Here is a 12,439-nt window from a genome sequence, read left to right on the forward strand (position 1 = left end):
CCTGGAAATGAACGCCAAGCCGAATGAAACCGTGATCGCCCACGCCAGGATCGTGCTGGCCGACAGCGTGATCGAGCAGGGTTGGATCGCTCTTGCAGAAGGGCGAGTCGCCGAGATCGGCGAGGGCAGGGCGCCCGCAGGCGCCGAGGATGCCGGCGGCGACCTGATCATGCCCGGCCTGATCGAGCTACATACCGATCATCTCGAAGCGCACTACGTGCCACGCCCGAAGGTGTTCTGGGATCCGGTCGCCGCGGTCATCTCTTATGACGGGCAGCTCGCGACGTCTGGCATCACCACGGTGCTGGATTCGCTGCGGGTCTGGCGCGAGGACGGCGCGGAGGAGGTCGATGGCCGCGCCGGCACGCTGGCGGCTGCGATCTCTGCGGCGCGCCTGAACAATCTCCTGCGCGCAGATCACTTTCTGCATCTGCGTTGCGAAATCCCGATGCCTAGCGTGGTCGAGGAGGCCAAGGAGTTGATCGGCCGCCCCGACGTGCGGTTGATGTCGCTGATGGACCACACCCCCGGCCAGCGCCAGTTTCGCGACGAAGTCAAGCTGCGCGACTACTACCGCGGCAAGGGTGGCGGCATGAGCGACGCCCAGCTCGATGAGCTCTTTGCTAGACGCTTCACGTACCAGCAGACCTATGCCGCCAGCAATATGCGCGAGATCGTCGCATTGGCGCAGGAATATAGGGTTCCACTGGCGAGCCATGACGACACCACCGAGGAGAACGTCACCGATGCGATCCGTGACGGCGTCGCGGTCGCGGAATTTCCGACCACGGTGGAAGCCGCGCGCGGCCTGCACGCAGCCGGCATCGACATTTTGATGGGCGCGCCGAATGTGGTGCGCGGCGGCTCGCATTCGGGCAACATCGCCGCCGTCGATCTCGCGCGCGAGGGACTCTTGGACATCCTGTCGTCCGACTACATTCCGTCGAGCCTTCTGATGGCCGCGCTGCAACTGCCACAGCATGTGCCGGCGATCAGCCTTCCGGCGGCGATCCGCACCGTGACGAAGGCCCCGGCCGAGGCGGTCGGGCTCTGCGACCGAGGCGAGATCGCGGTTGGCAAGCGCGCCGATTTGATCCGCGTGCATGTTGCGGGCAGCGTTCCCGTTGTCCGCAGCGTCTGGCGGGAAGGAGAGCGCGTCGCATGAGCGAGAGCCCGTCGATTGCGCCACAGGAGACCCCGACGATCGGCCCCGGACGCCTGGTTCTGGTCGTCGGCCCAAGCGGTGCGGGCAAGGATACGCTGCTCGGTCTTGCCAAAGCCGCCCTCACTGAAGATCACGATGCGGTCTTTCCGCGCCGGATCGTGACGCGTGAGGCGTCCGCCGCCGAGGACAACGTGTCCGTCACTCCAGACGAATTCCGCCGCGGACTCGATCACGGCGATTTCGCCGCGCATTGGGACGCACATGGTCTCTCATACGCGCTGCCGATCGAGATCAACGACGACATCCGTGCCGGCCGCACGGTCATCGTCAACGTCTCGCGCAAGGTGATCGGCGTGCTGCGCCGGGCCTATGCCAACGTCGTGGTGGTCGCGATCACGGCGCCGCCTGATGTCCTCGCCCAGCGTCTCGCCGCGCGCGCGCGCCGCAGTGATGGCAATATCCAGGAGCGGCTCGAGCGACACGTCGATGACGCTGAAGCCCATGCCGAGGTCACGATCGTCAATGCCGGCAGCGCCGATTATCACAGCCGCCAGCTCGTCCGCGTGATCCGCAACGAGTGCTGTCGCGAGTAGCAAAGGAGCAGGTGGAATGACGGTGATTGCGACGGTCGAGGAGCTCGAAGCCATCTATGGCGTCACCAATGACGCCTCGACTGTGAAGGTCGCCGATCACGTCACGCCGCTCTACCGCGTCTTCATCGAGAGGTCGCCCTTTGCCGCGCTGGCCACCATTGGCCCGGAGGGCATCGACTGCTCGCCGCGCGGCGATCTGCCCGGCTTCGTGCGCATTCATGACCCGAAGACGCTGATGCTGCCGGACCGCCGCGGCAACAACCGAATTGATTCCTTGCGCAACATCGTTCGCGATCCGCGCGTCTCCCTGATGTTCCTGATCCCCGGTTCCGGCAACGCGATCCGTGTCAACGGCCGGGCGCACATCTCGGTCGCTCCGGAGCTGCTCGCCTCCTTCGCGGTTCAAGGCAAGGCGCCGCGCAGCGTCATGGTCATGGCCATCGATGAGCTGTATTTCCAGTGTGCCCGCGCCATCGTCCGCTCCGACCTCTGGAATCCCGACAAGCGCGTCGATCCCAAGAGCTTGCCGACGCCCGGCCAGATCCTCGCCGAGATCAGCAACAACAAGGTCGGCGGCGAAGAGTACGATCGTGCCTGGCCCGCCCGCGCGGCCGCCACGATGTGGTGACCCCTTCTCCTCCACGGTACGCTTTCGCTAAGTTCCGACGTGCAAGAGCGAGGGCGACGCCAAGCGAGCTCGTGGCTGCCACAATCACGCTGTCATGCCCCGCGTAGGCGTGGCATCCAGTACGCCGCAACCTCTCGATCGATCACTGCTGCCTCTGGAATACTGGATCGCCCGCTCAAGTCGGGCGATGACGCCTGAGGGCGTGGTGATGAACATCGCGAGATGATTCCATTTGCTGGGGCTTGCACGCGGAGAAGCCCGCATACGCCGCCGCGCGAAATATGGATGCCCATTTCATTGACCGATCGGCTCGATCGCCCGATATTCGGCGTATCGAAACTGCTCCCGCGATGCCGAAGGCCGCAGCATGAGAGAGAATGACCAGCGAGTTCAAAGCGACATGCGCAAGCGCATGACGCGTCGCTATTTCTCTGCGGCGACCGGCCCCTGTTGTTGCTGACCGTCACCTCAGCCACACCCGTAAAATCGCAAATTCCGGAGACAGGGACGCCGAACTTCCGGCGAACGAGCAGCCATGACCAAAGCCTACATCATCGAAGTCAACGACCGCACCGCCGGCATCATCGCGCGCGATGCGCGCGGCTTCCGCTTCTTCTCCTCCGAGCGCCTGTTCGACAGCCTCGAAGGCCGCCAGTTCCGCTCAGTGCGCGATGCCGAACGCGCCGCGCGCGCGGTGTTCTCCGAACGGCGCCATCTTCTCAATCAATCACTCTTCGCCATCTAAGCGGCGACCGAAAGGAATCATCTGCCATGATCACACGACGATCCATCCTGACCACAGCGCTGCTGCTCGCAACCATGCTGGCTGCTCCCGCGCGCGCCGAAGACAGGCCGACCAAAATCCGCATCGGCACGCAGAAGGGCGGCTTCTTCCCGGCGGTCCGCCAGCGTCACACGATCGAGGACGCCTTCAGGCCGCTCGGCATCGAGATCAAATGGGTCGACTTCCAGTTCGGCCCGCCGCTCCTGGAAGCCATCAATGTCGGCAGCGTCGATTTCGGCTTTGTCGGCGATACGCCGCCGATCTTTGCCCAAGCAGGTAACGCGAAGATCCGCTATGTCGCGGCGGTGAAATCGGACGGCACGTCGCAAGCGATTATCGTGCCGAAGGATTCAGCTATCCATTCGCTCGCCGACCTCAGGGGCAAGCGCGTCGCGTTCGGCAAAGGTTCGAGCGCGCATAATCTGCTGGTCGCGGCGCTGGAGAAGGCCGGCTTGACGTGGAACGATATCACCCCGGCGCCGCTTGCGCCGGCAGATGCGACGGCCGCCTTCGTGAAAGGCTCGGTCGATGCCTGGTCGATCTGGGACCCCTATTTCGCACTTGCCGAGTTGAGGGAGAACGCACGCGTGCTCGTCCTCGACAACGAGATCGGCAAGCCGAACTCTTTCTACATCGCAGGCTCCGAGTTCGTCGAAAAATATCCGTCGCTGGTCGCCAAGCTCAACGCAGCTTTCGCGGCTGAAGGCGTCTGGGCAGAGAGCCATCACGAGGAGGTCGCCAAGGCGCAGGCCGAGGCAACCGGCGTCGATATCGAAGCGATCAGGCGCTTCGTCGATCGTTCCAATAATCGCGTCGTGCCGCTCGATGCGGAGGTGATCCGGAGTCAGCAGGCGATCGCCGATCGCTTTGCAAAGCTCGGTCTGATCCCGAAGTCGATCGACGTCTCCAGCATCGTCTGGAGGTGGAATTCGGGCTCCTGAGCGTCCACTTCCATCAGCTCCGGCGGCGCGTCCTGGTGCGCGCCGCCTTCTTGGCGGCGGCGGAACGAGCCTTCGCGCCCTTGGTGCGGCTCGCCTTTCGCGCGGCTGCCGAGCGCGCCGCCGCGCTGCGCCGGCTCGCGGCGCGCTTGGCCTGCTTCGACAGCGAGCGGCGTGAGGCGGTCGAGCGCGGCTCCTTCTTCAGCACATTCTCCACTGCCCGAGAGACGCGTGGCCGACGCTTCGGATGCCGTTTGCCCTGGCCGACCTCATAGGCATATTTGGCGCTGCGGCGCGTCGCCTTCTTGGTGCGCCCTTTGCGTGGCGGGGGCAGGTCGACGCCGGCGCGGCGTGCTTCGGAAAGACCGATGGCAATGGCCTGGCGCGTCGAGCGCGCGCCATGCTTGCCCTTGCGGATCTTGTCGATCTCGTCCTTCACGAATTCGCCGGCCTGCGTGCTCGGCGATTTGCCTTCGCGCTTGTCCTGCCTGGCTTTGCGAATGATCTCTTGTCTCGGCATGATCAGGTTCCCTTCGATGGATTGGCGAGGGAGTTCCTGACCGCAACGCATGAGACGGCGGATTGATCCGTTTCAACCCTTCAGCGCCGCCAGCAATTCATCGGGACGTTCGGCCATGATCATGTGGCCTGCGCCCTGCACCACAATGGTCCGCGCATGCGGGATCGCAGCGGCGACTGCCCTGCCGGCTTTCGCCGGCGTCATCATGTCCCGTTCGCCGAGGATCAGCGTGGTCGGCACCTTCACGGTCGCGGCCGCGGCGAGCGCATTCGTGTATGAATTGCAGGCCGTAAGATCCCTGAACAGCACGCCCGGCTCGCAATGTTTCAGGACAGCCTGGGCGCCGCCATGCATCCACAGGCCCGGTGCGAGGCTGCCGCCGAGCTCGGCCTTGAAGCCGAGGCCCCAGATCGAGACCATGTCGATCGCGTCCTGGTCGTTGGCCTCTGCGGCCTTCACTAGATCAGGCCCGACCGTCATGGTTGCGGCCGTGCCGATCAGGCTCAGCGCGGAGACCTTGTCGGGGTGGCGCGCCGCGGTCTCCAGCGAGATCAGCGATCCCATCGAATGGCCGATCAGGTGCGCTTTCGTAATGCCGGCCGCGACGACCAGGGCGGCGGTCCAGTCGGCCATCTCCGCGATGCTGGACACGGACGGTCCGGTCGAGCGGCCATGGCCGGGCAGGTCGGGGGCCAGCACGGCGTAGCCGTGGTGGGCGAACCAGCGCGTATGCAACGCCCAGGTCGAGTGATCGAAACCCGCGCCGTGGATGAACATGACGGCCGGCAGGGACTTGTCGAATTCGCGGCCGCCGGTTGCGACAAACACCTCGGCGCCGTTGACGGAAAGCTTCATGGCTTCAGACCTTTTGCGAGATGCGCAGCGCTTGGGCGAGATCGTCGATGATGTCGGAGGCCGTTTCGATACCGACCGACAGGCGCACCAGCTCTTCGCCGATGCCGGCTGTCTTGAGCTGCTCGGCATCCATCTGCTGATGCGTGGTGCTCGCGGGATGGATCACCAGCGTCTTGGCGTCGCCGACATTGGCGAGATGGCTGATCATGCGGAGCTGCTCGATGAACTTGCGCCCCGCAGCGCGGCCGCCCTTGATGCCGAAGGAGACGATCGAGCCGGCCCCGCGCGGCAGCAGCTGCTTTGCGAGCTGATGGTCCGGATGGGTCTCCAGCGAGGGATGCAGCACCCAGTCGACGGCCTTGTTGGCTTTCAGTGCTTCCAGCACCGATAGCGTATTCTGCATGTGGCGATCCATGCGCACGGGCAGCGTCTCGACGCCTTGCAGGAGCTGGAACGCATTGGTCGGCGACATGCAGGCGCCGAAATCGCGCAATCCTTCTGTGCGCGCGCGCATGATGAAGGCGGCCGTGCCGAACTGCTCGTCGAAGACCATGCCGTGATAGCCAGCATAGGGCTCGGTGAGCACGGCGAACTTGCCCGACCCGCGCCAGTCGAAGCGGCCGCCATCGACGACCGCGCCGCCGATCGCGATGCCATGGCCGCCGATCCACTTGGTCGCCGAATGCATGACGATGTCGGCCCCTAGCTCGATCGGCCGGCTGAGATAGGGCGTGGCAAAGGTGTTGTCGATCAGCAGCGGAATTTTCGCCTCATGCGCGATGCCCGCGACCTTCGGGATGTCCAGCACCTCCAGCCCGGGATTGCCGATGGTCTCGCCGATCACGAGCTTGGTGTTCGGCCTGATCGAGGCACGGAACGCGTCGAGCTCGCGCGGCTTCACGAATGTCGTGGTGATGCCGAAGCGCGGCAGCGTGTGTGCGAGCAGATTGATTGTGCCGCCATAGAGCGAGCTCGACGCCACGATGTGGTCCCCGGCATTGAGCAGGGTGGCGATGGCCAGATGCATCGCCGCCTGGCCGCTGGCGGTGCAGATCGCGCCGACGCCGCCCTCCAGCGCCGCGAGCCGCTCCTCCAGCACGCCCGTGGTCGGATTGGAGATCCGCGTATAGATGTGCCCGGCGCGCTCCAGATTGAACAGCGCCGCAGCGTGGTCCGTGTCCTGGAACACGTAGGACGTGGTCTGATAGATCGGCACCGCACGGGCACCGGTCGCGGGATCCGGATGCTGGCCCGCATGCAGGCTCAGGGTTTCGAAGGCAGGCGGCTTGGGGGCGGGCATGCTTGGTCTCGTTGGTGGAGCGGCGGGGATGGCCGTTGTGCCACAAAACGGAGGGCCGCGTCAGCCCGCCCGCGGGCCTCACGGCGAGATGAGGCGGTCGCGCATGGCAATCATCACGGCCTGCGTGCGGGTCGTTGCGCCGAGTTTTTCGCAGCAGCTCTTGATGTGGGCCTTCACCGTGCGCCCCGTGATGTTGAGGTCATCGGCGATCTCGTCGGTGGATCGGCCGAGCGCCGCCTGTGTCAGCACCTCGCGCTCACGCAGTGACAGGACGAGGCGCGGCGCATCAGCCAGACCGCGCAGCTTCAGTGCCCGGTCGAACGCATAGAGGGCCATGAGGTGAAGCGCGGGCAGTTCGCGTTCCCGCAGATCGATCGCGGCGCCGCCGAAATAGACCTGCCCCATGCGGCCCGTGGGCGAGGCAACCGGAATCATGAAGCCATCCACCATGCCGAAATCGCGGGCGCGCTGCACCAGCTCGGCGGCGCGCGGCTCCCGCTCCGGATCATAAGGCGCTTCCCTGAACCAGCGGAACGGACGGATCGTCATCCTGCAATAACGCAGCGCCGGATCGTCCCACACATATTGCCCCTCCGAATACATATCCAGGAAGCCGGCCGGCAGCCGTTCGGCGAGCACTGCGTCGCGCGCAGGCTCGGTCGAGAGAGGGGCGACATAGGCGCAGCAGAAATAGTCGAATCCATGCTGGCCGAGCACGCGGCCCATTGCGTCGACGATGCCCGCCGCGTCGGAAAGCTTTTGCACCCTCTCGACGAATTCGAATGCACGACTGCGGATCACGTCCATCGACGATCCTTCGATGAGGCAGTAGGATCGGCGCCATGCGATCCCTTCCGGGCATCGAGTTTAGGACGGCAGTGCCGAGCCCGCAATCTGCGCAACGATTGCCTTGGCGAAGCTCCGGCGGTCCACGGGGCGATGGAGATTTTTGGCCTCCACGAATACATCAAGGACGTGACGCGCCGCCGAGCCGAGCTCGGCGCCTTTGCGATCGCGCCCACGCAAGGACGCTGCGGAGAGGATGCAGGCCTGGTTCAAAAAATATGACGTGCTGAGCTGAGCCACCGTCGTTCCGCAGGGCCGGGCGGCGTCATGCGCCTCGCCTCCGATGCTATTTGCGGTAATGCCATTGTCGGTGTTGCTGTTTTTGTTGCTGGAAATTAACGAGGCTTCAGCGCTCACTTCGGATAGAAGGGCGAGCGGCGGGCGTCCTTAAAACCAAGACGACACTTGTGAAGTTTGACGAACAGGAGCGCGGTGCGCTGAAGCGAGCCTGGTTTTCCGTCGCGGACGATTACGAAGCGGCCTACCTCGAAGCCCTCGTCGCGATCGGTGCGCACGACCATGAGACCTTGTGGCTGACGATCACTCTGCAGAACTCCACGCGGGTCGTGTGCGCCTTGCCGCGAGATGAGACTATCGTCGCCATCGATGAGAATGGTTGACGCCTGGCCCAGATGCAGGTCTGAAAGTGGAGTGAGACTGGGGCGGGTCTCGCGGCTGCCTGAGATGATCGTGGGATGGGCTCGCCGGCCGGAAGGACTAGCGGCGGGCGGCGATCGCCGTAAGTTCCAGCTTGACGCCCGGGCCGAGATCCGCGACGCCGACGGCGGCACGCGCCGGCAGGTGTTCTGCGGTGAAATGGCGCTTCCATACCTGGTTGAGCGCCGCCTTGTCGGCGAGATTGGTCACGTAGATCGTGACCTGCAGGACGCAGGAGAGATCGGAGCCGGCCCCTTCGAGCAGAGTTTTCAACTGGCGAAACACATCGTCGGCCTGGCCGGCCATGTCGAGCCCGGTATTCTCGGGAACGACGCCGCCGAGATACAGCACGCCATTATGCTCGACGATCTCGTGGAGCAGTCCTTCATAGGGCAGGGAACGTTCGATCAAGATGGCATCCGTGAGGGGCAGGAGGAGACATCGTCGGCGAATCGGGAAAGCTGGTGCTGCCGGACAGGATTGAACTGTCGACCTCTCCCTTACCAAGGGAGTGCTCTACCACTGAGCTACGGCAGCAGATGCTGGCAAAGAATCGGCCGCGACATGGGCCCGCCAAGCGGGGCGATGTCTGCCACAAGCCCCCCTTCTGCGCAAGCGCGCTTGCCCTGCGAAATGGATAATCGGTCCGGTTACGCGCCTAATCGGGGCAATTTGACCCGAAATGACCCGCTTTGGGGCGGTTTGGTTCCCCAAAAATCCCCAGCCAACTGGCCAGTTGGCCGTAACCCTGAATTCGACCAATTGTGGCGGCTTCGTTGCTTCGGCTGGCCATCCCCCCTTGAGCTGTCCCTGATCGGTGTCATCCTGTCGTCGATCATGATGATGGACCCTTGATGACCCGAGAAAACGACAAGACAGACAACGACAAGACGCGATCGGGGGTGTCCCGGCAGGATCGGCTGAAATCGGCGTTGCGCGAGAACCTGAAGCGGCGCAAGGCGCAGGCGCGCCAGCGCGCCGGAGCGGCCGGCCCCTCGCGGGAGGATGAACCAACCCCGGATAAGGGGATCGGCGGAAAGGCCGGCGGCTAGATTTTTGAAATGAGCGGGAGCGGTGATGGCGCAGGATGGACCGGAACGAGCCGACAGGGACGCGCTGATCTCGCGCTTCTCACGCCCCGAGCAGACGTTTCCGACGCTCACGCCGGCCGAGATCGAGCGCCTGCGCCAATTCGGCGAGATCAGACATTATAAGAACGGCGAGCTGCTGTTCGAGACCGGCAAGCGCGGCCCGGGCATGTTCGTGGTGCTCTCCGGCCATGTCGCCATCACCCAGCGCGACGGTCTCGGTCACGTCACGCCGGTGATCGATCAGGGACCCGGCCAGTTCCTCGCCGAGCTCGGCCAGCTCTCGGGTAGGCCTGCATTGGTCGACGGCCATGCCGATGGCGATATCGAGACGCTCCTGATCCCGCCGGACCGGCTCCGGGCGCTGCTGGTCGCCGAAGCCGATCTCGGCGAACGCATCATGCGCGCGCTGATCCTCCGCCGGGTCAGCCTGATCCAGGGCGGCGTCGGCGGACCCGTGCTGATCGGCCCGTCGCATTCGGCCGGCGTGGTTCGCCTCCAGGGCTTTCTCACCCGCAATGGCCAGCCGCATCATCTGCTCGACCCCGATACCGAGCATGACGCAGCCGAACTGATCGAACGCTATTCCCCCAAGCCGGAGGACTGGCCGCTCGTCGTCACCGCTGACGGCACCGTGCTGCGCAATCCCGGCGAGAGCGAGCTTGCGCGCGCCATCGGCATGATCGGTGGACCGCGCGGCGAGAAGATCTACGATGTCGCGATCGTCGGCTGCGGGCCGGCGGGGCTTGCGACCGCGGTCTATGCGGCCTCCGAAGGCCTCTCGGTCGCCGTGCTCGATACGCGCGCCTTCGGCGGCCAGGCCGGCGCCAGCGCGCGCATCGAGAATTATCTCGGCTTTCCGACCGGCATTTCCGGCCAGGCGCTCGCGGGCCGCGCTTTCACGCAGGCGCAGAAGTTCGGCGCCGACATCATGATCCCGATGTCGGTAAAGTCACTGGATTGCTCGCGCCCCAATGGCACGTTCTCGCTGGCGCTTGACTGCGGCGACACCTTGCTCTCGCGCGCGGTGGTGGTCGCGAGCGGCGCGCGCTATCGCCGGCCGGGAATCGAGAATCTGGAAAAATTCGAGGGCCGCGGCGTTTGGTATTGGGCTTCGCCGGTCGAGGCACGGCTTTGTTCCGGTGAGGAGGTGGCCCTCGTCGGTGCCGGCAATTCGGCGGGCCAGGCCGCCGTTTTCCTGTCGGGCCACGCGAAGAAGGTGCTGATGATCATCCGCGGCGGCGGCTTAGGGGCCAGCATGTCGCGCTATCTCATCGAGCGCATCGAGGCGACGCCGAACATCGAGCTCTTGTTCAACACCGAGATCACAGCGCTCGAGGGCGACGAAGCCTCGCTGCTCCGCCGGATCCGCTGGAAAAGCAGGCTGTCGACGGATGAGGACGCCGCCGATGTCCGCAACCTCTTCCTGTTCGTCGGCGCTGATCCCGCGACCAACTGGCTCGATGGCTGCGGCGTGACGCTCGATCGCGGCGGCTTCGTCGTCACCGGCGCGCAGTCCGAGCAGAACCAGGGCCGGCTCGTGGCGCCCCTCGAAACCTCAGTGCCCGGCGTTTACGCCGTCGGCGACGTGCGCTCCGGCTCGGTCAAGCGTGTTGGCGGCGCCATCGGCGAGGGCGCGCAGGTCGTGGCTTCCCTGCACGGTTTCCTCGGCGATGGCGCGAAACCGGCGCTTTAGACAAGTCAAGTTGATGCCAAGGCGAATGTGATTTGCCATCGCGTCGCATCACGCAGACTATCCCCAGATCCTGAGGAGCTTGCGTGAGCAAACGTCTCGAAGGATGAAGGCCGAACTGCGCGAGCAGAGCCTGCATGGTCCGAGATGGCGCTTGTGCGCCTTCTCACCATGAGGGTCCATACACAACAAGGTTCAAGGGAAGACCGAAATGCCTGCTGATATTGTCGTGCTCTACAAGACCCCCACGGATGCTGCGGCCTTCGACAAGTATTACTTCGAGACGCACGTACCCCTCGCAAAGAAACTTCCCGGACTGAAGAAATACACGGTCAGCAAAGGCGCAGTTGGGACACCTTCCGGTCCTGCGCCCTATCACCTCATTGCCACCTTGACCTTCGATAGCCCCGCTGACATCCAGGCGGCCTTCAAGAGCGCGGAAGGAAAAGCCACCGCTGCTGACGTGCCAAAATTCGCAAGCGGCGGCGTCGAGATGCTGATCCACGAGTTCAAGGAAGTGTGAGGCCGCACGTCGGCCGGCGCCGCTGATCGATGCTTCTCATTTGATGCAAGACTGCGGGTCGCGTGCTCAGGTCGCGCGCGGTGACGTGTGACGGCCGAGCAAAATCAAGGCATGCGTTCGTCGTATTGAGCGGCGAACGCATGGCTCAACACCTGCGTGTGGCAACATCGCATGGTGCGGTCCGATGAGGGTCGTAATACCATCGGCGTCTTCTCAATGCGGAGAGCTGCCATGGTCCTTGGGTTGAGCCTGCCTGCCTTCACGATGCTCCATGTCATCATCAGCCTGATCGCGATCGTCACCGGTCTCACAGTGATGTTCGGATTGCTCGGCTCGAAGCCGATGCGTGGCCTCACCGCGATCTTCCTGCTGTTCACGATCCTGACCAGCGTCACCGGCTTCCTGTTTCCATTCAAGGAGCTGCTGCCGTCGCACATGGTCGGCATCCTCTCGCTGGTGCTGCTCGCGATCGCCTGCATCGCGCTCTACGGCGTGAAGCTCTCCGGCGCCTGGCGCCCGATCTACGTCGTGACGGCGATGACGTCGCTCTATCTCAATGTCTTCGTGCTGATCATCCAGTCGTTCCTGAAGGTGCCCGCTTTGGCAGCATTGGCGCCGGCTGTGCCACCCGCTCCGCCGTCCGGCCCGGTGTTCGCGGTGGTGCAGGGCATCGTACTGGTGTTTTTCGTGCTGGTGATCATCGGCGCCTGGCGCCGCTTCAGGCCGATGGCAATCGCCTGAGCTTCACTCATTCGTCGTCTTTCCGGGGTGATGCCGAGCATCACCCCGTAATCCCGCGCAACAACATCCAGATTCGGTACGTCGCGCTTCGCGTGCCCCATAATGAAG

General features: G+C 64.4%; 15 protein-coding genes, 1 tRNA gene and 1 pseudogene. 11 read left to right on the forward strand and 6 right to left on the reverse strand.

Translation table 11 applies throughout. The annotated features are described in order from the left end of the window. The first annotated feature begins 7 nt into the window (after positions 1 to 7). From QA640_RS03965 to QA640_RS03985, 5 genes are all read left to right on the forward strand, one after another. Positions 8 to 1,165: an alpha-D-ribose 1-methylphosphonate 5-triphosphate diphosphatase gene (locus QA640_RS03965; protein WP_283039465.1), complete on the forward strand. Its 1,158-nt coding sequence runs from the start codon at positions 8 to 10 to the stop codon at positions 1,163 to 1,165. Further along, positions 1,162 to 1,758 carry a phosphonate metabolism protein/1,5-bisphosphokinase (PRPP-forming) PhnN gene (gene phnN / locus QA640_RS03970; RefSeq protein ID WP_283039466.1) on the forward strand — a complete coding sequence of 199 codons (597 nt, stop codon included), beginning with the start codon at positions 1,162 to 1,164 and terminating at the stop codon, positions 1,756 to 1,758. Before QA640_RS03965 ends, phnN begins: the two co-directional genes overlap by 4 nt. A gap of 16 nt (positions 1,759 to 1,774) precedes the next feature. Next, on the forward strand, positions 1,775 to 2,386 hold the full coding sequence (locus tag QA640_RS03975) for a pyridoxamine 5'-phosphate oxidase family protein (RefSeq protein ID WP_283039467.1): 612 nt from the start codon (positions 1,775 to 1,777) through the stop codon (positions 2,384 to 2,386). A 535-nt stretch (positions 2,387 to 2,921) separates the two neighbouring features. Next, positions 2,922 to 3,131, forward strand: coding sequence for a hypothetical protein (locus QA640_RS03980; RefSeq protein ID WP_283039468.1), 210 nt, complete (start codon positions 2,922 to 2,924; stop codon positions 3,129 to 3,131). Positions 3,132 to 3,157: 26 nt separating this feature from the next. Further along, on the forward strand, positions 3,158 to 4,111 hold the full coding sequence (locus QA640_RS03985; RefSeq protein ID WP_283039469.1) for an aliphatic sulfonate ABC transporter substrate-binding protein: 954 nt from the start codon (positions 3,158 to 3,160) through the stop codon (positions 4,109 to 4,111). Between the two features lie 13 nt (positions 4,112 to 4,124). On the opposite strand, the gene QA640_RS03990 is transcribed toward QA640_RS03985, so the two are convergent. The 4 genes from QA640_RS03990 to QA640_RS04005 form a co-directional block, all read right to left on the reverse strand. Further along, entirely contained in the window at positions 4,125 to 4,628 is a 504-nt protein-coding gene (locus QA640_RS03990; protein WP_283039470.1) for a DUF6496 domain-containing protein, read from the reverse strand. A gap of 72 nt (positions 4,629 to 4,700) precedes the next feature. Next, the gene (locus tag QA640_RS03995; RefSeq protein ID WP_283039471.1) at positions 4,701 to 5,483 is read right to left on the reverse strand and encodes an alpha/beta hydrolase; all 783 of its coding nucleotides are present in this window, start codon (positions 5,481 to 5,483) and stop codon (positions 4,701 to 4,703) included. 4 nt (positions 5,484 to 5,487) lie between these two features. Beyond that, positions 5,488 to 6,783 carry an O-acetylhomoserine aminocarboxypropyltransferase gene (locus tag QA640_RS04000; protein WP_283039472.1) on the reverse strand — a complete coding sequence of 432 codons (1,296 nt, stop codon included), beginning with the start codon at positions 6,781 to 6,783 and terminating at the stop codon, positions 5,488 to 5,490. 78 nt (positions 6,784 to 6,861) lie between these two features. Beyond that, positions 6,862 to 7,590: a LuxR family transcriptional regulator gene (locus tag QA640_RS04005; RefSeq protein ID WP_283039473.1), complete on the reverse strand. Its 729-nt coding sequence runs from the start codon at positions 7,588 to 7,590 to the stop codon at positions 6,862 to 6,864. Between the two features lie 129 nt (positions 7,591 to 7,719). On the opposite strand from QA640_RS04005, the pseudogene QA640_RS04010 reads away from it, so the two are divergent. Beyond that, positions 7,720 to 7,803, forward strand: a pseudogene (locus QA640_RS04010) (dienelactone hydrolase family protein); the annotation flags it as partial. Between the two features lie 233 nt (positions 7,804 to 8,036). After that, positions 8,037 to 8,249, forward strand: a complete 213-nt coding sequence (locus QA640_RS04015; protein WP_283039474.1) for a hypothetical protein — start codon at positions 8,037 to 8,039, stop codon at positions 8,247 to 8,249. Between the two features lie 97 nt (positions 8,250 to 8,346). Here QA640_RS04015 and QA640_RS04020 read toward each other — a convergent pair whose 3' ends face one another. Further along, positions 8,347 to 8,697 (reverse strand): RidA family protein, encoded by a 351-nt coding sequence (locus QA640_RS04020; RefSeq protein WP_283039475.1) that lies wholly within the window; start codon positions 8,695 to 8,697, stop codon positions 8,347 to 8,349. Positions 8,698 to 8,748: 51 nt separating this feature from the next. Continuing rightward, positions 8,749 to 8,823 (reverse strand) — tRNA-Thr (locus tag QA640_RS04025). Positions 8,824 to 9,140: 317 nt separating this feature from the next. Between QA640_RS04025 and QA640_RS04030 the strand changes: the two genes are divergently transcribed. From QA640_RS04030 to QA640_RS04045, 4 genes are all read left to right on the forward strand, one after another. After that, positions 9,141 to 9,338: a hypothetical protein gene (locus QA640_RS04030; protein WP_283039476.1), complete on the forward strand. Its 198-nt coding sequence runs from the start codon at positions 9,141 to 9,143 to the stop codon at positions 9,336 to 9,338. A gap of 25 nt (positions 9,339 to 9,363) precedes the next feature. Then, positions 9,364 to 11,070 carry a cyclic nucleotide-binding domain-containing thioredoxin-disulfide reductase gene (locus QA640_RS04035; RefSeq protein WP_283039477.1) on the forward strand — a complete coding sequence of 569 codons (1,707 nt, stop codon included), beginning with the start codon at positions 9,364 to 9,366 and terminating at the stop codon, positions 11,068 to 11,070. A 208-nt stretch (positions 11,071 to 11,278) separates the two neighbouring features. Next, entirely contained in the window at positions 11,279 to 11,590 is a 312-nt protein-coding gene (locus tag QA640_RS04040) for an EthD family reductase (protein WP_283039478.1), read from the forward strand. 231 nt (positions 11,591 to 11,821) lie between these two features. Continuing rightward, the gene (locus QA640_RS04045; protein WP_283039479.1) at positions 11,822 to 12,331 is read left to right on the forward strand and encodes a hypothetical protein; all 510 of its coding nucleotides are present in this window, start codon (positions 11,822 to 11,824) and stop codon (positions 12,329 to 12,331) included. Positions 12,332 to 12,439 lie beyond the last annotated feature (108 nt).

Origin of the sequence: Bradyrhizobium sp. CB82, from assembly GCF_029714405.1 — a bacterium.
In the GTDB taxonomy this organism is placed as follows: Bacteria; Pseudomonadota; Alphaproteobacteria; order Rhizobiales; family Xanthobacteraceae; genus Bradyrhizobium.